The sequence below is a fragment of the Candidatus Amarolinea aalborgensis genome, assembly GCF_900491745.1.
Classification (GTDB): Bacteria; Chloroflexota; Anaerolineae; order SSC4; family Amarolineaceae; genus Amarolinea; species Amarolinea aalborgensis.
The window spans coordinates 29,632-49,316 of the sequence record NZ_UETR01000003.1; the positions used below are offsets into that span (position 1 = coordinate 29,632).

At 61.0% G+C, this 19,685-nt stretch carries 26 protein-coding genes and 1 pseudogene; 19 read left to right on the forward strand and 8 right to left on the reverse strand.

Annotation, left to right across the window (positions count from 1 at the left end; translation table 11 throughout):
- Positions 1-68 precede the first annotated feature (68 nt).
- Entirely contained in the window at positions 69-1,379 is a 1,311-nt protein-coding gene (locus ACPQ6D_RS04875) for a hypothetical protein (RefSeq protein ID WP_423223180.1), read from the forward strand.
- Between the two features lie 3 nt (positions 1,380-1,382).
- Here the strand turns inward: ACPQ6D_RS04875 and ACPQ6D_RS04880 are convergent, their stop codons facing one another.
- Both ACPQ6D_RS04880 and ACPQ6D_RS04885 read right to left on the reverse strand, forming a co-directional pair.
- The gene (locus ACPQ6D_RS04880; RefSeq protein WP_423223181.1) at positions 1,383-1,841 is read right to left on the reverse strand and encodes a putative toxin-antitoxin system toxin component, PIN family; all 459 of its coding nucleotides are present in this window, start codon (positions 1,839-1,841) and stop codon (positions 1,383-1,385) included.
- Complete coding sequence (locus ACPQ6D_RS04885) at positions 1,834-2,130, reverse strand: hypothetical protein (protein ID WP_423223182.1); 297 nt, start codon at positions 2,128-2,130, stop codon at positions 1,834-1,836. Before ACPQ6D_RS04885 ends, ACPQ6D_RS04880 begins: the two co-directional genes overlap by 8 nt.
- Positions 2,131-2,285: 155 nt before the next feature.
- Here ACPQ6D_RS04885 and ACPQ6D_RS04890 point away from each other — a divergent pair, with 155 nt between their 5' ends.
- The 11 genes and pseudogenes from ACPQ6D_RS04890 (at position 2,286) to ACPQ6D_RS04940 (ending at position 9,933) form a co-directional block, all read left to right on the forward strand.
- On the forward strand, positions 2,286-3,584 hold the full coding sequence (locus ACPQ6D_RS04890; RefSeq protein ID WP_423223183.1) for an integrase: 1,299 nt from the start codon (positions 2,286-2,288) through the stop codon (positions 3,582-3,584).
- A 70-nt stretch (positions 3,585-3,654) separates the two neighbouring features.
- Entirely contained in the window at positions 3,655-3,783 is a 129-nt protein-coding gene (locus ACPQ6D_RS04895; protein WP_423223184.1) for a hypothetical protein, read from the forward strand.
- A 595-nt stretch (positions 3,784-4,378) separates the two neighbouring features.
- The gene (locus ACPQ6D_RS04900) at positions 4,379-5,764 is read left to right on the forward strand and encodes a cytochrome P450 (protein WP_423223185.1); all 1,386 of its coding nucleotides are present in this window, start codon (positions 4,379-4,381) and stop codon (positions 5,762-5,764) included.
- A gap of 25 nt (positions 5,765-5,789) precedes the next feature.
- Positions 5,790-6,038, forward strand: a complete 249-nt coding sequence (locus ACPQ6D_RS04905; protein WP_423223186.1) for a hypothetical protein — start codon at positions 5,790-5,792, stop codon at positions 6,036-6,038.
- Positions 6,039-6,280: 242 nt separating this feature from the next.
- Positions 6,281-6,490: a hypothetical protein gene (locus ACPQ6D_RS04910; protein WP_423223187.1), complete on the forward strand. Its 210-nt coding sequence runs from the start codon at positions 6,281-6,283 to the stop codon at positions 6,488-6,490.
- A gap of 627 nt (positions 6,491-7,117) precedes the next feature.
- Positions 7,118-7,258, forward strand: a complete 141-nt coding sequence (locus ACPQ6D_RS04915; protein WP_423223188.1) for a hypothetical protein — start codon at positions 7,118-7,120, stop codon at positions 7,256-7,258.
- 217 nt (positions 7,259-7,475) lie between these two features.
- Positions 7,476-8,021 carry a hypothetical protein gene (locus tag ACPQ6D_RS04920; protein WP_423223189.1) on the forward strand — a complete coding sequence of 182 codons (546 nt, stop codon included), beginning with the start codon at positions 7,476-7,478 and terminating at the stop codon, positions 8,019-8,021.
- A gap of 51 nt (positions 8,022-8,072) precedes the next feature.
- Positions 8,073-8,165 (forward strand): annotated as a pseudogene (locus tag ACPQ6D_RS04925) (Rieske (2Fe-2S) protein); the annotation flags it as partial.
- A gap of 132 nt (positions 8,166-8,297) precedes the next feature.
- Complete coding sequence (locus ACPQ6D_RS04930; RefSeq protein ID WP_423223507.1) at positions 8,298-8,498, forward strand: Rieske (2Fe-2S) protein; 201 nt, start codon at positions 8,298-8,300, stop codon at positions 8,496-8,498.
- A complete protein-coding gene (locus ACPQ6D_RS04935) occupies positions 8,495-8,617 on the forward strand; it encodes a hypothetical protein (protein WP_423223190.1) in 123 nt (40 codons plus the stop codon). Before ACPQ6D_RS04930 ends, ACPQ6D_RS04935 begins: the two co-directional genes overlap by 4 nt.
- Before the next feature lie 581 nt (positions 8,618-9,198).
- On the forward strand, positions 9,199-9,933 hold the full coding sequence (locus tag ACPQ6D_RS04940) for a hypothetical protein (protein ID WP_423223191.1): 735 nt from the start codon (positions 9,199-9,201) through the stop codon (positions 9,931-9,933).
- A gap of 10 nt (positions 9,934-9,943) precedes the next feature.
- On the opposite strand, the gene ACPQ6D_RS04945 is transcribed toward ACPQ6D_RS04940, so the two are convergent.
- Both ACPQ6D_RS04945 and ACPQ6D_RS04950 read right to left on the reverse strand, forming a co-directional pair.
- Positions 9,944-10,189: a DUF4926 domain-containing protein gene (locus tag ACPQ6D_RS04945; RefSeq protein WP_423223192.1), complete on the reverse strand. Its 246-nt coding sequence runs from the start codon at positions 10,187-10,189 to the stop codon at positions 9,944-9,946.
- A 4-nt stretch (positions 10,190-10,193) separates the two neighbouring features.
- Entirely contained in the window at positions 10,194-10,547 is a 354-nt protein-coding gene (locus ACPQ6D_RS04950; protein WP_423223193.1) for a DUF6883 domain-containing protein, read from the reverse strand.
- Positions 10,548-10,631: 84 nt separating this feature from the next.
- Here ACPQ6D_RS04950 and ACPQ6D_RS04955 point away from each other — a divergent pair, with 84 nt between their 5' ends.
- From ACPQ6D_RS04955 to ACPQ6D_RS04965, 3 genes are all read left to right on the forward strand, one after another.
- Positions 10,632-11,753 carry a hypothetical protein gene (locus tag ACPQ6D_RS04955; RefSeq protein ID WP_423223194.1) on the forward strand — a complete coding sequence of 374 codons (1,122 nt, stop codon included), beginning with the start codon at positions 10,632-10,634 and terminating at the stop codon, positions 11,751-11,753.
- A 71-nt stretch (positions 11,754-11,824) separates the two neighbouring features.
- Complete coding sequence (locus ACPQ6D_RS04960) at positions 11,825-12,430, forward strand: isoprenylcysteine carboxylmethyltransferase family protein (RefSeq protein WP_423223195.1); 606 nt, start codon at positions 11,825-11,827, stop codon at positions 12,428-12,430.
- Positions 12,431-12,480: 50 nt separating this feature from the next.
- On the forward strand, positions 12,481-13,683 hold the full coding sequence (locus tag ACPQ6D_RS04965) for an FAD-dependent monooxygenase (protein ID WP_423223196.1): 1,203 nt from the start codon (positions 12,481-12,483) through the stop codon (positions 13,681-13,683).
- A gap of 108 nt (positions 13,684-13,791) precedes the next feature.
- On the opposite strand, the gene ACPQ6D_RS04970 is transcribed toward ACPQ6D_RS04965, so the two are convergent.
- Positions 13,792-14,208 (reverse strand): type II toxin-antitoxin system VapC family toxin, encoded by a 417-nt coding sequence (locus tag ACPQ6D_RS04970; RefSeq protein WP_423223197.1) that lies wholly within the window; start codon positions 14,206-14,208, stop codon positions 13,792-13,794.
- Complete coding sequence (locus ACPQ6D_RS04975) at positions 14,175-14,357, reverse strand: hypothetical protein (protein ID WP_423223198.1); 183 nt, start codon at positions 14,355-14,357, stop codon at positions 14,175-14,177. The genes ACPQ6D_RS04970 and ACPQ6D_RS04975 overlap by 34 nt, the downstream gene beginning before the upstream one ends.
- A 296-nt stretch (positions 14,358-14,653) precedes the next feature.
- Between ACPQ6D_RS04975 and ACPQ6D_RS04980 the strand changes: the two genes are divergently transcribed.
- Positions 14,654-15,016, forward strand: coding sequence for a hypothetical protein (locus ACPQ6D_RS04980; RefSeq protein ID WP_423223199.1), 363 nt, complete (start codon positions 14,654-14,656; stop codon positions 15,014-15,016).
- Complete coding sequence (locus ACPQ6D_RS04985) at positions 15,013-16,302, forward strand: hypothetical protein (RefSeq protein WP_423223200.1); 1,290 nt, start codon at positions 15,013-15,015, stop codon at positions 16,300-16,302. Before ACPQ6D_RS04980 ends, ACPQ6D_RS04985 begins: the two co-directional genes overlap by 4 nt.
- Here ACPQ6D_RS04985 and ACPQ6D_RS04990 read toward each other — a convergent pair.
- A complete protein-coding gene (locus tag ACPQ6D_RS04990; RefSeq protein WP_423223201.1) occupies positions 16,287-16,574 on the reverse strand; it encodes a hypothetical protein in 288 nt (95 codons plus the stop codon). The genes ACPQ6D_RS04985 and ACPQ6D_RS04990 overlap by 16 nt on opposite strands.
- Positions 16,571-16,885: a hypothetical protein gene (locus ACPQ6D_RS04995; RefSeq protein WP_423223202.1), complete on the reverse strand. Its 315-nt coding sequence runs from the start codon at positions 16,883-16,885 to the stop codon at positions 16,571-16,573. The genes ACPQ6D_RS04990 and ACPQ6D_RS04995 overlap by 4 nt, the downstream gene beginning before the upstream one ends.
- Positions 16,886-17,211: 326 nt before the next feature.
- Between ACPQ6D_RS04995 and ACPQ6D_RS05000 the strand changes: the two genes are divergently transcribed.
- Both ACPQ6D_RS05000 and ACPQ6D_RS05005 read left to right on the forward strand, forming a co-directional pair.
- A complete protein-coding gene (locus ACPQ6D_RS05000) occupies positions 17,212-18,072 on the forward strand; it encodes a hypothetical protein (RefSeq protein WP_423223203.1) in 861 nt (286 codons plus the stop codon).
- Positions 18,073-18,367: 295 nt separating this feature from the next.
- Entirely contained in the window at positions 18,368-19,636 is a 1,269-nt protein-coding gene (locus tag ACPQ6D_RS05005; protein WP_423223204.1) for a hypothetical protein, read from the forward strand.
- Positions 19,637-19,685: the final 49 nt, after the last annotated feature.

The following is a 19,685-nucleotide window of genomic DNA, read 5'->3' on the forward strand; positions in this document are numbered from 1 at the left end:
TGATCCAGCCGCCCCCCGTAACGCTTATCGTAACGTTTCGCGGACGATCATCGGTTATTATGGAGTCTATGACAACAACTACGCCAGTTCTCACGCAAGCTAGTGGCCCCTTACTAGGCAATGCACGACGCGGCCGGCTGCTGTCCATCGCCCGCGTCGTCGCCATGCTGTTCATGGCCTTCTGCATTGCCACCTTCCTATGGGGCTTGCTGCTTTTTCCGCGCTATGGACTGACCAATCTGGATTCCATCCGTCCTAACGACAACTGGAGCGACGCGACCTTGTTGGCTGTGATGGCCTCCGCTGGCCTGTCGGTGGCCGCGTTGGGCTACACGCAACTGGCGGTGTCCGTGCTGGCCGCTTTGAGCCTGGTAGCTGTCGGCCTCATCATTTTCTGGCGCAAGGCGGATAGCTGGTTTGGCTTGTATGTGGGCGTTTTGTTTGTCTGGTTTGGTACACAGGCCAACTTTGTAACCGGGCCTGTGGGGCAGGTTCAGCCCATACTTGCGCCAATCCTCGATGTTCTCGGGAACCTGGCCTGGCTGGCCTTTTTCCCCTTGCTGTACCTGTTCCCCGATGGCCGCTTTGTGCCGCGCTGGACAGGCTGGCTGCTGCCGGTCTGGCTTGGGCTGATGACTCTTTTCACCTTGCAGCTTCTCCCCGATTCGTTGGCCTTTGCGCCGGTGGCGCTGTACCTGCTGCTTGGCATCGGCAGCCAGGGCTATCGTTTTGCCCGCCGGTCGGATGTCGTCCAACGACAGCAAACCAAATGGGTGCTGTTCTCTTTGGGTTTCGTAGTCGTGATGACGACTTGGGCAGGAAGCATCCTGGCTGCAAGCCAATCGGAGCAGCAGTTCACCGTGTGGGATTTGTGGGTTTCGACGGTGGCAACAACTCTCTTTGCGGTGAGCCTGGCTGCGTTGCCGATCAGCATCGGCATCGCCATCCTGCGCTACCGGTTGTGGGACATTGATGTCATCATCCGCAAAACGTTGGTCTACACTGCTCTAACCGGGTTGCTGGCGCTGGTTTACTTCGGCAGCGTGGTGCTGTTGCAGCGCCTGGTCGGCGCACTGACCGGCGCGGCGCAATCGCCGCTGGCCGTGGTCGTTTCGACGCTGGCGATCGCCGCGCTCTTCACCCCGCTGCGCCGCCGCATCCAGGATGGCATTGACCGGCGCTTCTTCCGCAAAAAGTACGATGCGCAGCAGGTGCTGGCGCAGTTCGCCGTCACCGCACGCGACGAGACCGACCTGGATGCGCTCACGGGCGAGCTGGCGCGCGTGGTGCAGGAGACGCTGCAGCCGGAGCAGGTCAGCGTGTGGCTGCGGCAACCTGTAGGCGCAAGAGCGACTGAGGCCCCCGGCAAATCCGGCTGATGCTTAACCGTTCTCGGCTACGTCTGATCGCTTGTCACCCCGAACCGCCCAGAGAAATGGCAGCGCCTTCGTGATCCTCATGTCCTGGTAACTGTCGCCTAGCGCTGCAATGTGTGGATCATAGGTGACCAGACAATCGGCGTTGCCGACAACAGCGCATGCCACCACGACATTGTCGTCGGCGTCAGCCAGCACCACCTGCTCTATGGCTTGGTCCGGCACATCCACCCATTCGGCCATGCTGTCGAGCAGCGCTACGAATGCCTCGATGTCTGCGCGTGCGATCCGGCGTTCGATCAATTTCTCGATGAGCTCGTCCACGATCGCGTCACAGACGAGCAAGGTAAACTCGCCGGCCAGCCAGCGGCCGATGAGTTCCTGGGTCGGGCTGGTGGGGTTACGGCTCAGATACGCTGAGACAAAGACGTTGGTGTCGAAGACGGCGCGCAGGCGCTCAGTCACCTTCCCAGTCTCCCTCGACGGCTGTGCCGGCAGCAACAGCTTGACTGCGTATTCGCTCGCCAACCTCACGGAACTGCGCGGCGAGCTGGTCGCGCGGTGCGCCACGCAGGACCACGGCGCGCCGGCGGGCTGCTTGCCGGATGTCGTCGGCTGTCATCTCGCTTACCCTCTGCTGTTTCAGAAAGGCAACGACATCGAGGAGGATAGCCAAATCGTCATCAGGAAGATTTGCGACTTCGACCACTGTTCGGCGGAGCAGAGACTGGTTAATCACCTGGACATGGTTCACGCTATTCACACCCTTTCTCAGCGCGCTGTAGGCGACAGTTGTTTCGTCGGCATTATAACACACCTATGCTGGGCCGGAAAGCCTCCGTATTCACTCAGCTAAAATGTTACCAGTGTGGTATGGTTCACTCAAATGAAAATGTTACTGAGGGGATCATGTCCACAGACGAGAAGATGTCGATTGATGAGCGATACAAGTATTTGCGGTTAATGCAGCGCCGGTATGCGAAGGCGAGCCGGCGTGAACGGCAGGGGTTACTGGATGAGATGGTGGCGGTGACTGGGTGTCATCGCAAGAGTCTGGTGCGACACATGAAGGAGTTGCCCAAGCGGGAGAAGCGGAGCAAACAACGGGGGCGGGTGTACGGAGCGGAAGTGGAAGATGCGTTGCGTGTGATTGCGCCGAGCTTCGACTACCTATGTGCGGAGCGATTGAGGCCAAACCTGGAGTGGATGGCAAGTCAGTTGGAGAAACATGGAGAGTTGGAGGTGAGCGAGGACTTACGTGCGCAGTTGCGTGAGATCAGCACGGCGACGGTTGGCCGGATTCTGGCGCGCATTGGGCAAGACGATATGCGATTGCCACGAAAAGGTCCGGCGCGGGCCAACCAGGTCAGGCGTGAGGTGCCGATGGAGCGTATCAGTTGGGATGAAACAGAGCCAGGACATTTCGAGGTGGACACGGTTCACCACAGTGGGATCAGCGCCAGCGGCGAGTACGTGCATACACTACAGATGATCGATGTGGCGACGGGCTGGAGTGAGCGGGTGGCCGTGCTGGGGCGCAGTTATCGGGTGATGCAAGACGGCTTTACCCGCATTCAGGCGCGTCTACCCTTTGCGATTCGTGAACTGCATCCGGATAACGGGAGCGAGTTCTTCAACGACCATCTGGTCGCTTTCTGGAAAGAGTTGGTGGTTGGCGTGCGCCTATCGCGCAGCCGACCCTACCACAAAAATGACAACCGTTTTGTCGAGCAGAAGAATGACACCTTGGTGCGTGCATACCTGGGCAATGAGCGACTCGATACGGTCGCACAGACATTAGCCATGAATCGTCTATACAACCAGATGTGGCTCTATTACAACCTTTTCCAACCAGTCATGCGCCTGTGCGCCAAGCAACCGGTTACTGAAAACGGCGAGCAGGTACGTTATCGCCGACGCTACGATGAGGCGCGCACGCCTTTCGACCGCGTGTGTGCTACCGCAGCCATCCTCCCACCACAACGTACACACCTGGAGCAGTTGCGCGACCGTATCAACCCACGCCAACTCCGCCAGAACATCTATGACGGCATTGACCAGCTCTTTGCACTTCCCTGCGCTGTGCCTGGCATCACCGAGGATATCTTTGCTACCCTCATCGCGCAAACCGGACCATCCCCCACCGGCGATGAGTGGTTGGCGCTGGCATCTCGCCCATCCAAGCGGCCAGCTGTCCCTCCTACCTGACACGCATCCATGGCGAGTCGGCAGTGTGGAATGTGTCAATGACTTTGAGACAACTTGAGTCTGGAAATTAGTGTACAGGCTTGATGCGCCGACCACCGGGCTGCCCTGGGAACCGGTTGGCGCCGGTCTGGGCTTCGACGTGAGCGGCTCGACCGAGCTCGCCGAGGTCTCAGCCGAACGGTGGCGCTCGCCGCATTGAACGTTTGGGTTTTTCGCTTTGTTGACAATGTAGCCCTGTGTGTGGATGAGGACGATGCGGGCAGAGTGACATGATCGTGACTCTGCCCGGCTACATCGTCAACGGGATCGGCGCTCGTGTCGCTCCCCAGCGTTGCACTATCCTCCGTCCCGCTAGGCGTAGTCTAGAGGATGGATGACAAAGGCGCAAGTGGCAGCACATCTGCTTGGGTGGTGACAGGCGGCTGCGCCGGCCGATCGGAAGCGGATGCTGATTGGTCTGCGATGGCCTTGGGGGGATTGATCCAGACCTCCTCAGACAATTTGCCTGGTTGGGGTGGGCTATTCTCAGCCGCTGAACTGTCTCGTGCTTCATTGGCACAATCGGGTGCCTATTTCATCACATGAAAGGAGAGGACTGCCCGGTAACATTATCAGTTGAGTGAATGACCCTGCCCGGTAACATTATCAGTTGATTTGACATGCCTCGCAATGCCCGCCAGGGGTCAGTTCTGGGCGCGTGAAATGGCTGGAATCGTATGTTCAACCGCTTCGTAACGCTTTTCGTAACGTTTCGTGGACGGTCGGGTGGTATCCTGTAGCCCAGGAGATAAACCATGAGCACCATCACTCAACGATCAGTTCAACCAATGCCTGCTCGCCGCCCGGATGTGTCTGGCCCCGCTGGCCTGCCCGTGATCGGAAACACGCTGCAGTTCCAGCGCGACCCGCTGGGATTCCTGATGCACACCGCGGCCGATTATGGCGACGTGGCTCGCTACCGGTTGGGCCACATCACCTTCTACCAAATCAACCACCCGGACGGCGTGCAGCGCGTGCTGCAGGACAACCATCGCAACTATGTCAAAGGCGACCTGTTCGACATCATCCGCCGGGTGGCGGGCGACGGCCTCTTCACGAGCGAGGGCGAGCTGTGGCAGCGCCAGCGGCGGCTCATGCTGCCGGCTTTTCACCGCCGCCGCATCGCCGGCTTTGGCGAGCTCATGACCGGCCGCACGCTGGATATGCTGGCGCAGTGGGAACAGCGCGCCCATCCCGGCCAGCCGCTCGACGTCGCCGAGGCGCTAACTGGCCTGACCATGGCCATCATCAGCGAGACCATGTTTGGCGCTCGGCTGGACGGCGACGTTCACGCCGTCAGCCAGGCCATCGGCGTGATTCTGGCCGACGTCAATTTTCGCTTCCAGGTGCCCTTTTACCCCTCCCTGCGCTGGCCGACGCCGCGCAACCGCCGCGCGCTGGCCGCCATACGCACCGTGGACGACGTCGTGCTAGGCATTGTCGAGCAGCGGCGCTGCAGCCGCGAGGAGCGAGACGATCTGCTGGGCATGCTGATGGAGGCGCGTGACGAGGGGACAGGGCAGGCGATGAGCGACAAGCAGCTGCGCGACGAGGTGGTCACCATCTTCGTGGCCGGCCACGAGACCACCGCTGTGCTGTTGACCTGGGTGTTCTACCTCTTGTCCCAGCACTCCGACGTGGAGTCCAGGCTGCACGCCGAGCTGACCGAGGTGTTGGGCGGACGCACGCCTGGCGTGGCCGACGTGCCCAATCTGCATACCGCTCGCATGGTGATTGACGAGACGCTACGTCTCTATCCGCCCGCCTGGATCACCAACCGGCAGGCTGTGGCTGATGATGAAATCTGTGGTTATCACATTCCGGCCGGCGCCGTCGTGGGCATCAGCCCGTATGTCATGCACCACCTGCCGGCCTATTGGCCCGAGGCGGAGCGTTTCAACCCGCAGCGCTTCGCGCCCGATGCGGCGCATGAGCGGCCGCGCTTCGCGTACATGCCCTTCGGCGGCGGCCCGCACCAGTGCATCGGCAACAGCTTTGCGCTGATGGAAGCAACACTGATCCTGGCCGCCGTGGCCCAGCGCTATCGCCTGCGCTTGCCGGCCGGCGCGGTGGCGACGCCCCAACCGAAAGCGACCCTGCGGCCGGCCAACGGGCTGCCGATGCTGCTGGATCTACGGTGAATAGATGAGAAGACAAGGAGATGTCATGAATACCTTGAACAAATGGAACCGGAAACTACATCGCTGGCTGGGATTGCCCTTTATACTAGCTTTCATCGTATTGGTGGTCAGCAGCCTCAGCCAGGGCGGCGCCTTCCAGCTGCCAGGCTGGCTGGCTGCTGTGGCGATCGGCTCGCTGCTGGCGCTGCTGCTGACGGGCGTGACTATGTTCGTGCAGCATTATTGGGGCCGCTGGCAGCGCGCCAGGCGCAGCAGCCGCACAGCGGCGAGTTAGGCGTCTATCGGTTGAATTCTTGTACAGGAAGCAACGATTCCCCTGCCACGAATTACACGAAGGCAGCAAGATCAATGAGTCTACAATGAAACATTTCCAGAATCGTCTCTGACGTTCGCCCGTCTATTGCTGGCTGGCCTTCCTGGTGTTCAAGTGGGTGTACTGGGTCGCCAGCATGCCCCGCTTCTTCGCTGGTCAACGCCGGCGCCATCCCGACTGTTGTGACCAGCGGCGGCGTGCAGGTGTCGCCTGCACTCTTGCGGCCGCTCGGCTGCCTGGGGAATCCGTTCCGCCTGGGCGCTCAACACCTCATCAACATCCTGAGCGCCGTCGTGTTCACGCTGACGGCCGCATTGGTGGTGTGGCGGTTGCGCACCTGGTTTGGCTGGATCACGGCCATGGCAAGTGTGCGGCGGTTCCAGCGTCCAGAACAGCCGTCCGCACGGCCATGATTTCGCGGTTGCCCAAACCATCTGGAAGCTGGCGCACTCATCTAGCCGCTCTTTCTTGTGTGGCTCTATCTCTTTCCCGATGGTCGTGTGCCGCGTTGACTGCGTTGGGCCATCGGCCCGTTGGTGGCCGTGTTTACATTGCTTTTCGTCGTTTCGGTCATCCCTGGCGTGCTCACCATCTTCCCGCGAGCGCTGACCTGGCCTCTGCACCCGCTCGGTTCGGAGCGGTCTTGATTGTCCCGCTTTTCTTCCTGGCCCCTTAGTTCGTCAAATCTATCGCTATGTGCGGGTGTCTGGCAGGGTCGAACGAGACCAAACGAAGTGGTTCTGTTCGGCCTGGTCGTAGCCGTAGGGTTTCCCCTGGTCGCCGGCTGTTCGTGACGCTGCCCGCCGAGGTCGAGGTGATAGTTTCGGCGATACCGCTGGGCATCGGTGTCGGCGTGCTGCGCTACCACCTGTGGGACATTGACGTCATCATCCGCAAGACGCTGGTCTACACCATGCTGACCAGCGCTGCTGGCGCTGGTTTACTTTGGCGGCGGTGCTCTTGCAGCGGCTGGTCGGCGCGCCGACAGGCGTCGAACAGTCCACGTTGGCGGTCGTCGTCTCGACGCTGGCCATCGCCGGTTGTTCACGCCGCTGCGCCGCCGCATCCAGGATATCATTGACCGGCGCTTCTTCCGCAAGAAGTACGATGCGCAGCGGGTGCTGGCGCAGTTCGCCCAGACCGCGCGCGATGAGACCGACCTGGATCGCGCCGACCGGTGATTGGCGCGGTGGTGCAGGAGACGCTGCAGCCGGAGCAGGTCAGCGGTGGCTGCGGCCAGCACCGGTCTGCCTATCGCCCCGAGGAGTCTGGAAGCCATGAGCGAATTATCAACCCAAGAGCTTCCAAGCGCGGCGGATGCGGGCCGTTACTCCAGTTCATGGCCGACTTCATCGGGTTCAAGCCCGAGCACGCCGAAGCCATCCGAGAGACGCGCTTGTGATCGAGGAAGCACATCCCAGCCATCGTGGGCGAATTCTACGCGCAAGTGCTGAGCTTTCCGCCACGCGCAAGCACTTCCTGCGGGCGGATGGGACGATTGACCAGGAGTACCTGGATCTGCGAGTGGCACCAGGCCAGCTTCTGGCGGCGCACTGCGCCGGGCCTCTTCGACGAAGATTATGCGCTTCGTGGACTACGTCGGCCGCGCATACCTCGCACGGCGCCGATCCGCAGGTCTACATCCCCGAACGCTACGTCATCGGCATGATGGGCTTTACTGGGCAGCGGATTGCCGGGCTGTGCCGGAGCTGCACGCTGGATCCGGGCTGGAGATACGCAGGGCTGGCCGCCTGGCACGCCCTGCTCATGTCCCTGATCGAACTACTGGCGCGACCGTATGGGGAAGGCCGCGAACCGGAGACCTTCCAGTCGCGCGAGGCGACGCCGAGGCGTCGGTGCGCGTGCCGGCGGTGGAGACGTATGAGAAGGCGTTGGATGGCGCGAGCGATCGAGTATCACGACGTGTCGAGCTGGCACGGTTGACGCAATCCCCGAAGGGCGGTGATCGTCGAGGCCGAGAACCTGTCCATCGGCGTGTTCCACCTGGACGGCAAGTGGATTGCGCTGCAGAATAGCTGCCTGCACCGCGGCGGGCCAGTGTGTACGGGCGAACTGGCGGGCGGCACGCTGACCTGCCCAGCACGGCTACCAGTACGATCTCCCACGGGCCAGCTTCCTGCTGATCGGGCGTCGGCCCCGCCCACTACCCGGTGTCGGTGCGTGACGGCTGGTGACCGTGCGAGTGCCGGTGCATCCGCGATGAACCCGACGTGTCGCTCACGGGCATGTTCGGCGGCGCTGATCAGCCGGCCGGCGCCGCCGAACGAGTTCCGGGTCGCCGATCTCAAGCCCGGCCAGATCAAGCGGGTCACGGTGGACGGGCAGGGCGTGGCCGTCTACAATGTCGAGGGGACGCTACGCGCACGCAGGATGCGTGTCCCCACGCCGGCGGGCTGTTGAGCGAGGGCAAGCTCGACGAGATCGTCATCTGCACCTGGCATGGGTCGTGTTCGACGTCACCACCGAGAAGTGCTGCTAGTCCGGCCAACAAGGCGTTGCAGACGTATCGCGGTGACTGATGGGGAGATGGCGCGTGAGCCGCAAACACAATGAAAAACGAATTGTCTGGCCGCCGGGCTTACCTACGCTCGGATAGGTGGGCTGTATTTGCCTTCACGCTGCTTTCACTTCAGATCGCTGGTCAAGTGGCCGCTTTCCACCAGGCGCAAAACCTCAGCCTGCTCCGGCCCAAATTCGGGAATTAGAAGGCATGGGCTTGAGTCTTGGATTCTATGCGACTTTTCGTTTCTTGCTGCAATTGCCAACCCCGATCCTGTGGGGCAGCCCGCCATCCTCATCTTTGGCGCAAATCACGTGAGCGCAGCGCCTTGATTTTATCAGCCATGATGTTGGGAATCGAACGGCGGGAGCCATCCCCATTTGGCAGGCGTTTGCTGCTGCTTATCCTGACTGGGTATGGATCATTCCCTTTGCGGCTTTTGTGGGCAATATGTATTTATACTCATTTTTCCTCGTTTTCCCCACCGGACGTTTTGTTCCGCGTTGGTCTGTTGGAGTGGCCATCGGGTTGAGTGTATACAATATCATAAACTCCTATCAGTTTGCGCTTCCGCCATTCTGGGTCATAGTGGGAAAAAACATGGAAGTGATTTTCCCGCTGTTTCTTATCACGTCGTTAGCCAGCGTCTTCCTCTTCCCTACCTATCGCTATCGTCGGGTATCAACACCCATTGAGCGAGAACAAACCAAATGGGTGGTATTCCCACTTTTCGTTGGCTTCACTCTCTTTGCGTTAGCAGCTTCGACCATATTCCTGGTGCCAAACAGCGTTCCCGATGAAGACATTTCCTTCGTCACGGTCTTTGTCCAGCCGCTTGGTTGGGTTACGTCACTTGGTCTGATTCCGCCTCTCGCTATCGCTGTTTCGATTCTGCGTTATCGCCTGTTCGACATTGACGTCATCATCCGCAAGACGCTGGTCTACACCGTGCTGTCTGGGTTACTGGGCCTGGTCTACTTCGGCAGCGTGGTGTTGTTGCAGCGGCTGGTCGGCGCGCTGACAGGCGTCGAACAGTCCACGTTGGCGGTCGTCGTCTCGACGCTGGCGATCGCCGCGCTCTTTACGCCGCTGCGCCGGCGCATCCAGGATGGTATTGACCGGCGCTTCTTCCGCAAGAAGTACGATGCGCAGCGGGTGCTGGCGCAGTTCGCCCAGACCGCGCGCGATGAGACCGACCTGGACGCGCTGACCGGTGAACTGGCGCGCGTGGTGCAGGAGACGCTGCAGCCGGAGCATGTCAGCGTCTGGCTGCACAAACAAGAAGCCCCGAAGAGCGCACTGGCGTCTTCGGGGCTAACCGAGCACGGAGCGTAAGGTGCCGCGTTCATGCCGCCAAGGGAACCTGGCGCGTCGTCAAGACATCGAGCGCGGACAAACGGCGCACTTGCTCAGGCGCCAGGGTCAGCAGCGCCCTGGTGGAACCATCCGGGTTCACGAATTCGACTTCATAGGCCAAACGCGGCGTGGTGTAGATCTCGACCACTGTGCCGAGGTCGCCGGCCAGGACGGAATGGCCAGGAAAGCTTGCCGTAGCGATGATGGTCTCTAACAGCTCGATAGTCTCGTTCATACAACTACTCCTTGCGCCGCGATGCAGGCTCAATGGTCACCAGGTCGGCCCAGTCGTTGCCGGGCCGGACGATCCAAACCGTTGTCACTTGCCTTGCCTCGCCGGTGGGACCAACCAGCGGCGCAGTGACGGTGTACTTCTGGCCGAAGGGCGACCGCTGGCCAGGTTTGGCGGGCTGCGTAAGATGCTGTTCTCGAATATCGCGCTCCAGCCGTCGCCAGTCTGCAGCGGTGTAGCCCATCTGCGCAAAGAATGCCGCTTTGAACCGGCCCGACTCATGGGCTGGGTTGAGAGCGTAATCTCGCAACTTGCGCGGATCGATGCGCGCTTGCCCTGGCGATGGAATGCTACTCGACATGGCGACATTGTACCATCATGGCAATAATTCAGCCAAGCAAGGTTGGTCGAACGATGACCGGACTTACGGAGGTAATAGAGGCCCATGCTCAATCATGACCTACATACCGGCCGCCTGATGCGCCTGTTGTGGGCTGTCACGGTGGTAGTGTTCACAGCGCTGTACCTGCTGGCCTTGCCGCAAAGCGTTGCCAAGGCGCAACAGGACCCCATGGCTTGGCTCGATATCGCCCTGCAAGCGATCTACTTGCTCTTGGCCTGGTTCGTGTTCTGGCAGCGTTCTGCCGATTCCGTGGCCTACATCTTCTCGCTGATCCTGCTGATGGCGCTGACTGGCGACAGATTTCAGGTTGTTTTCGCTGCCAGTACGACCGCCCAGTCGCTCGATCTCATCTTTGCAGCGCTTTCGAGCACACTGTTGATCTGGCTGTTCTACGTGTTTCCCGATGGGCGTTTCGTGCCGCGCTGGACGCGGTGGGCGGCTGTGGCGGTGGCTGCAGTCCAACTGGGGCGCATCTTTTTCGAGGAAGCCTACATGGCGCGCGGGTTCCCGGTGATGGGGCTGTTCATGCTGACCGGTGCTTTCGCGCAGGTATGCCGCTACCGCAGCATCTCTGACCCCATTCAACGTCAGCAAATCAAGTGGGTTGTCTTCGGTCTTGCGATTACGCTGGTCCCGATGGGCGTCATTCTTGCCGCCGTGGGCATCTTCGGGCTGGATCTCTTCGAAGGTAACTCGGCGGCTGAGACGCTAGGTTTGCTGGTGTGGATCGGCTTTCTGATCGTATTCCCGCTGTCTATCGTGGTGTCGATCCTGCGCTATCGGCTGTGGGACATCGACGTCGTCATCCGTAAGACGCTGGTCTACACGGTGCTAACCGCGCTGCTGGCGCTGGTCTACGTCGGCAGCGTGATCCTGCTGCAAGGGCTGGTCGGCACACTGACGGGCGTCGAACAGTCCACGTTGGCGGTCGTCGTCTCGACGCTGGCGATCGCGGCGATCTTCACACCGCTGCGCCGGCGTATCCAGGACGTCATTGACCGGCGCTTCTACCGCAAAAAGTACGACGCGCAGCAGGTGCTGGCGCAGTTCGCGCTCACTGCGCAGGACGAGACGGATCTCGATGCGCTGACCGGCGAGCTGGCGCGCGTGGTGCAGGAAACGCTGCAGCCAGAGCAGGTGAGCGTGTGGCTGCGCAAGAAGTGACGTCAGGAGATACCCAATGACCTTCGACGAAGTTGATGTGTATTCCGGCCTGGCGGCGCTGGAGATACCACATGGCGCATGAGCAGGTATTCAGGTGGTTCTTCATCGCCATCGGTGTCGGCGCGCTGTTGATCTCGGGCTATTTTCGGCGCAAGGCACGCCGATCAGGTGAAGCGATTCCACGGGCGCGCGAAGGCAAGCTTGTCCTGCTGTCGCGTCTGGTCTTCGCGGCTCCCTTGTACCTGTCCATCCTGGCCTACATGGTGAACCCTGCGTGGATGGCGTGGTCAGCAATGCCCTTGCCTGCATGGCTGCGTTGGCTGGGCGCCGCAGTCGGCCTGGCGATGTGGCCCCTGATTTACTGGGTGTTCAGGAGCATCGGCGACAATATCTCGGAGACATTTCTGACCAAGTCGCAGCACGTCCTGGTCGCTCATGGCCCTTATCGCTGGGTGCGCCATCCCTTATACTCCGCTGCTGCGCTGAGCCTGGTCGCGCTGAGTCTGCTGGCGGCGAACTGGTTCATGTTCGCGATGGCTTGCGCGGCTTTCCTGGGCATCGCTGGACTGGTGATTCCGAGAGAAGAGGCGGAGCTGATACAGAAATTTGGGGACGAGTATCGGGCGTACATGGCGCGAACGGGCAGGTTTGCGCCGCGCCTGCACCTTTTCCCGTAGAAGGAAACAGCTGACGACCTGGATTGCCGTGCGCTTTGGAAGGAAGACCTGTGACAATCACTTCAACAACAGCCAAGAACCTCGCGGAGCCAGCGGAGAAAATGCCAAGCGCCCTGATCATCGGAGGCGGCATCGGGGGCCTGACGGCGGCCCTGGCCTTTCGCCAGAAAGGGTGGAATGTCGCGGTGTACGAAGCCGCCCCGGAGTTACGCCCTGTCGGCAAAGGGATTTGGGCGCCCGCCAATGCAATGCAGGTGCTCAACGAACTTGGCCTGGCCGCCGCGGTTGCTGAGGCAGGGTGTCCGCTCGATTCCATCCAACTGCGCACGAAGTCGGGGACGGTGCTTTCAGCGTTCGACCTGGGGCCGGTGAAGGCTCAATACGGCCAAACAACGATCTCGATCCAGCGTGCCGCCCTGATCGGCATCCTCGCGGCCGCGCTGCCGGTCGGCGCGCTGCATCTCGGCAAGCGCTTCAGCCGCTTCGAGAGCGGCCCCGACCAGGTGGCAGCTTACTTCGAGGACGGCAGCCAAGCGGCCGGCGACCTGCTCGTCGGCGCGGATGGGATTCATTCCGTCGTTCGAGAGCAGCTCTTCCCCGGCGTTAAGCTTCGTTACAGCGGTCAAACCTGTTACCGCGGCATCAGCGCAATGACACTCCCCAGCGCATTGACCAACACGTGCTGGGAAGTGTGGGGCGGGCATTATCGCTTCGGCTTTTCGTCCATCGGGCACGGCCAGGTGTATTGGTTCGCACCGGTAAACGCAGCGGCAGGCGGGCATGCCGAGCCAGGCGAGATCGCGGCCAGGTTGGCGGATTGGTACGCGGACTTTCCGAGTCCGATCCCCGAAATCATCGCCGCCAGCCGCATGACCGACGTGATTCGCACGGATTTGTTCGATTTCCCACCGATCCCGCGCTGGCACGAAGGACGAGTCGTCCTGATCGGCGATGCCGCCCACGCGATGACGCCCAACCTCGGCCAGGGCGGCGCCCAGGCGATCGAAGATGCGCGGGTTTTGGCTGAGGAATTCAGCAAGACAGGCTCGGCAGCTCAGGCGTTCGAACGCTTCGAACGCATCAGAATGCCGAAGGTGAAGTGGGTCGCGAACACCGCCTGGCGTCTTGGTCAGTTGGCGCACGTGCAAAACCCGCTGGCGCGCGGCCTGCGCGATCTCGCGTTGCATTGGACGCCGGAGCGGGTCAACCGCAAGCAATTGGAGCGTTTATATCGCCTGGAACGCGGACAATGAGAAACTCGGAGCTGGCGCGCGTGGTGCAGGAGACGCTGCAGCCGGAGGGGGTGAGCGTGTGGTTGAAGGATGCCCCTACCCGCATATCCTGAGGAGTGAAACGTGAATCTACAGCGCCATCTCTGTGGCAGTCACTACGGTCAACCCGGGCACGCGCTCAAAATGCCGTTCGTTCAGGGTCAACAAAGGCAGCTGGTGTTCCAGACAGATGGCGGCAATCAATACGTCCTTGATCCCGATGTCTTGGTTGCGCCGAATGAGTTCGTCGTGCAGCTGCGCCGCGCGCCGAGCAGCCATGATGTCCAACGGCAACGTTTGCAGGGTTCCCAACAACGCATCTTCGCCGATGTGGCGACGCGCCCGCGCCACGCCGAAGAGCAGTTCATAGGCAGTGATGACGGTGACAAAGCAGTCCAATGTCCGCACGGCGTGTTCAACTGCAGAGGCGCCTGGATCGCGGCCTTTCAGAAAGGCAATCACAGGCCCTGTGTCTATGCAAAGACGGGTAAAGTCCATGCGGCCCATCCCCGCTCCAGTTCTTCGATGGCCTGGTCAAAGGCTTCGTCGCCGGCCAATACACCACGCAAGTTCAGAAAAGCCTCCAGGCGAGCGACTCGTAGCGTCTGCCCTTCGACTACAATCTTGACAGCATCGCCTTCTCGCAATTTCAACAAGCTGAAGAGCTTCTCTGGCAGGAAAATCGTATCTGCTCTCGTACTCCTCGCTACGAACGTCATAACGCACCTCCAGTAGTCCCGTGCTGTATTGATTGTAGTCGAGTGAAGTCTTTTTTGCAAACACGCCGTGAAGCAGTCGGTTAGCGCCGACAGGGGAAAGCGCAATCCATTGACCGCCAGCAGCCGACCTGAACACGCGAAATGGACGTCGCCTCACATTCAACAACGTCGTAACGCTTTTCGTAACGTTTCTTGGACGGTCAGGTGGTATCCTGTAGGCCAGGAGATAATCCATGATTGCAACAACTCTGACGTCACGGCAGGCAGCGCGGCCCGGCGCGGGGGTGACGCCCCAATCGCAAGCGATCCTGCGGCCGGCCGGTGGGCTGACAAGCGTCCAGCAGTCGCCGCTGCGCCGCCGCATCCAGGATGGCACTAACCACCGCTTCTTCCGCAAGAAGTACGATGCGCAGCGGGTGCTGGCGCAGTTCGCCATCACGGCGCGCGATGAGACCGAACCTTCGACATCGCTCAGGACAGGCCCGGATGCGCTGACCGCCGAGCTGGCGTGCGTGGTGCATGAGACTCTGCAGCCGGAGCAGGTCAGCGTGTGGCTGCGTCCGTCCTCGGATCGTTCTATGAGGTCGCAACCATGAGTAAGCTATCTGTCGCTACGCCCTCACGCTGGCTGCGCTGGGCGCAGATCGCCTGGATGGTGGTCGTCGCGGTCGCGCTGCTGATGTTCGTGGCCGGATCGGCGGTGTACTACGGCCAGTTGCGCCAGGTATGCACCGCGGCAGCCGCGCAGTGCGCGGAGTTCGACTATGCCACGCCCACAGGGGTCGCACAGCTTGCTGCCCGCGGCCTCTCGTTGGATGCGTATGCGCTGCTGCGGCTCGGCATCCTGGTCGTCTATGCCTTGATTCCGCTCACGCTCGGCCTCCTGATCTTCGCGCGCAAGCGCAGCGAACCGATCGCGCTTCTGGTTTCCTTCTTTTTGATCACATTCGGTACGATTGGCAATGCACAGAGCGTCCTGGCAGCCGCGTATCCTGCGTTCGCGCTCCCCGCAAAAATCATTGGGCTACTTGCCACCGTGTCCCTGCCGCTGTTTTTCGGCCTCTTTCCGAATGGGCGCATGATTCCGCGGCTCTACTGGCTCGCCGTCGCCTATTTTGGTGTTGCTTTCTTCCTACAAGACACGCTGGGGCTGATCAGCATCGGAAGCCCTTTGGGATCATTCCTGGCATGGACGGGGTGGCCGCTCGTATTGTTGGGCGGCGTGGCGGCGCAAATCTATCGTTATCGCCGCGTCTCCAATTCGGTGGAGCAGCGACAAACGCGTTGGGTGCTGTTCGGCATGGGCGCCATGGCCATACTCATGGTGGTTTTGTTGGCCTACATCGCCATCACCGGCGACCCAACGCTGGGGACAACTGCTGATCGCGATTTGCTGCGACGATCCGTCTTCCTCATCGTGGGGAATCTGATGTTCCAGGTCATCTTTCTTTCGATGGGCCTGGCGATCCTGCGCTCGAACCTGTTCGACATTGACGTCATCATCCGCAAGACGCTGGTCTACACTGTGGTGACGGCCCTGCTGGCGTTGATCTATTTCGGGGGCGTGATCCTGTTGCAGCGGCTGGTCGGCTCGCTGACCGGCGTGGCGCAGTCGCCGCTGGCCGTCGTGGTCTCGACCCTGGCCATCGCCGCGCTCTTCACCCCGCTGCGCCGCCGCATCCAGGACGTCATTGACCGGCGCTTCTATCGCAAGAAGTACGATGCGACGCAGGTGCTGGCCCAGTTCGCCGTCACCGCGCGCGACGAGACCGACCTGGATGCGCTGACCGGTGAGTTGGCGCGCGTGGTGCAGGAGACGCTGCAGCCGGAGGGGGTGAGCGTGTGGCTATTCACGCCAGATTCCGCTCAGGGACGCCGATAGATGTCGTGAGTGCCGATGTTGCGAAAGACGTAGATGATCTCCCCCATTTCCTCGTCCTGTTCGATGTGGAACGTGAAGACGTATTGCAGGGTGACGTGGCCTTCCCAAATGCTCGCATGCCCCTGCATCTTGCGGATGCGCAGCGATGGATGGAAGGGTGGATGCTCGGCGCCGTCCTGGAAGCGCTGGAACGCCTCCCGCGCCTTCTCCTTGATGTCAGCCGGGAGCGCTGCGTATGCTTCCCAGAAAGTCTGGGCAGGACGAAACTTCATTGCTGGTCTAGGAACTCGATCATGCCAGCGACGTTGCCAAAGGTTTCGACCCGTCCTTCTGCAATGGCCCGGTCTGCGGCTTGTTCCTTTTCCTGCCACGATGGCGCCCAGAAATAGGCTTGTTCGGCCGCCACGCGCAGGGCATTCAGGATTACTTCTTGGGCGGAAGCGCCTGACGATGGGCTGCTTGCCAACTTCGCCAGGGCCTCGCGGACAATGTCCGTTTGATCGAGAGGTACAGCTACGACCAACTGCGGCCGTCGAGCATCAGCAGTATCCAACCGCACATCAGACTGATAATGATGGGACATACAACTCCACTCCTTTTGCGAAGTACAGGCTCGCGCAACTTTCGCCATTATAGCATAGCTGTTCCAGGCTCAAAAGTAGCACTAGCCCTGCTGCCGACGTTCCCTGGGCGCGTGAAATGGCTGGAATCGTATGTTCAACCGCTTCGTAACGCTTTTCGTAACGTTTCTTGGACGGTCGGCGAGTATGCCAGTGGTAGTTGATCGGTGCAAGACGTCGGACGCCCGTGCATGGATCGTACAGGTCGTGGGGATGGTTGTGGTGTGACATGAGTTCAGGCGCCTGGCGTCAATCCAATATCATTTTCGTAGCAAGAAGGAGAGTAGTAATGTCTTACAAGACTCAGATAGCAGCTGGATGGAAAATCGTCGTGTTGATGCTGGCAACCGCGCTGGTTGTGGCGGCGTGCAGCGCACCGGCCGCCGCGCCGACCCCCACACCCGTGGCGATGCCAGAGGTGACGGTGGAGGTTTCGGACAGCGCCTTGACCGCGCCGGCGCAGGTGCCGGCCGGTCTGGTCGCGGTGACGGTCAAGAACAGCGGGCAGGCGGCGCATGGTCCGTTCTTAGCCCGCCTCAACGATGGCGCGACGGTGGAGCAGTTCATGGGGGCCGTGCAGGCGGCGGAAGGCCCGATGGCGGCGCTCGCCATGGTGACGCTGCTGGGCGGTGGACAGGCTGCACCGGGGGCCAGCCAGCGCGTGGTCTATGACCTCAAGCCGGGCAACCATATCATCCTGGACTTCGGCCAGGGCCCGCCACAGGTCGCCAGCTTTACGGCCACGGCCAACAGCGGTCCCGCCCCAGCCGCGCCAGTCGCCGCGGTCAACGTTGACCTGATAGACTTCCAGTTCACGCTGCCCGACCAAATCAAGACCGGCGCGCAGACCTGGAAGATCGAGAACAAGGGCAGCCAGTGGCATGAGATGATGATCGTCAAGCTCAACGAAGGGGTCACCGTTGCGGACTTGATCGCCATGATGGGACAGGAGGGGCCGCCCCAGGGACCGCCGCCCTACGAGCAGGTCGCCTTCTGGGCGCCCATGGGCGCCGGCGAGAAGGCGTGGACCACCCTGGACCTGCCGGTGGGCACGTACACAGTGCTGTGCGCCCTGCCCGACTTCGCCTCCACCCCGCCCATGTCCCACGCGCAACACGGCATGGTGCGCACGTTGACGGTGATAGAGTAGCATGGCGCAGGGCTGACCGCGTTGGTTTCGCCAGGCGCCGGTCCCGATGTTGCGGGATGGCGGCATGGCGAGCACACACGGTCAGTCCTGCACGTTGACTGTCTTCCATCCGACAAGCATGGTGAGGGCGGACATGAATACCGTGAACAAATGGAAGCTGAGCAGTCAGTGATCGGGTTCCGCAAGACGGCGCCACGGACACCGGAAGGGTCGTAATGAGAGATGAACGTCGTTGGGTGCGCTTCAGGTTCAACAAGCCCGGTCAAGGGCAGGCGGAGCCACAGGACAACAGACCATGAACAGCCAGCCATCGAGGTATGATCGTCTGCTCACCATCTGCTTTGCCGTGCTCCTGGCAGTTCAACTTCTGTATCTGCTGATCGGCTTTGCCAGCATCCCGTCCTACTATCACCGCGTCACGATGCAGACCATCGAGCCCGTGGTCTATTACGGACAAGTGCAGATGAGCAACGAGCTGGCGGCCCAGATGGCCGAGGCGCGGGGGCTGTCGCTGACGCAATACGCAGCTTATCGCATCGTTTTCAACGCGCTGGCGGCCCTGATTCCGCTGATGGTCGCGGCTCTGATCGTCCGGCGGGCCCGCTGGCAGTGGTTCGCCTGGTTCACCGCTTTCATCATCGTCTATCTGGGCGAGTCTGCTCTTGCCGAGCAGACCCTGGTCAGCCACCTGATTTCGGTGGAGGTGTTTGGCCTCAACGCCCTTTTCTGGTTCCTGGTGTTGCCCTATCTGTTCCTGTTTCCCAACGGCAAAGCCATACCGCGCCGCGCGGCGTGGCTGGTGGGAGCGCTGGTGGTGTACCATTTTTTCATCCAGGCAGGCACGGTGATCGCTTATGTTGCGCCAGATCTGGCCACGCGCTTCAACCTGCCTAATTGGGGACAACCCACTTATATCACGCCCGTTCTGTTGAACTTCGTCATCATTCTGGCTTGCCAGGTCTATCGCTACCGCCGCGTCTCGAGTGCCATCGAACGCCAACAAACCAAATGGTTTCTTGTCGGCTTCGGGTTGATCGTCGCGCTCACTTCGGTGACGGTTTTCTTGGATGCCACGGGGCGAGGCGGCATTCTGAATGACATCGGCGACGTTCTGCTTTGGGTGCCGCTCTACTTCGGCCTCCTCATCGCGATCCTGCGCTACCGCCTGTGGGACATTGATGTCATCATCCGCAAGACGCTGGTCTACACTGTGGTGACGGCCCTGCTGGCGTTGATCTATTTCGGGGGCGTGATCCTGTTGCAGCGGCTGGTCGGCTCGCTGACCGGCGTGGCGCAATCCCCGCTGGCCGTCGTGGTCTCGACGCTGGCCATCGCCGCGCTCTTCACGCCGCTGCGTCGGCGCATCCAGGATGTCATTGACCGGCGCTTCTATCGCAGGAAGTACGATGCGCAGCGGGTGCTGGCGCAGTTCGCCCTCACCGCACGTGACGAGACCGACCTGGATGCGCTCACGGGCGAGCTGGCGCGCATCGTGCAGGAGACGCTGCAGCCGGAGGGGGTGAGCGTGTGGCTCAAGCCTATTGACCGGCAACAAGGGCAATGAAGCACATTCGCACAGCAACGTTGCGAACTTCACTTTGCTCACCCATGAT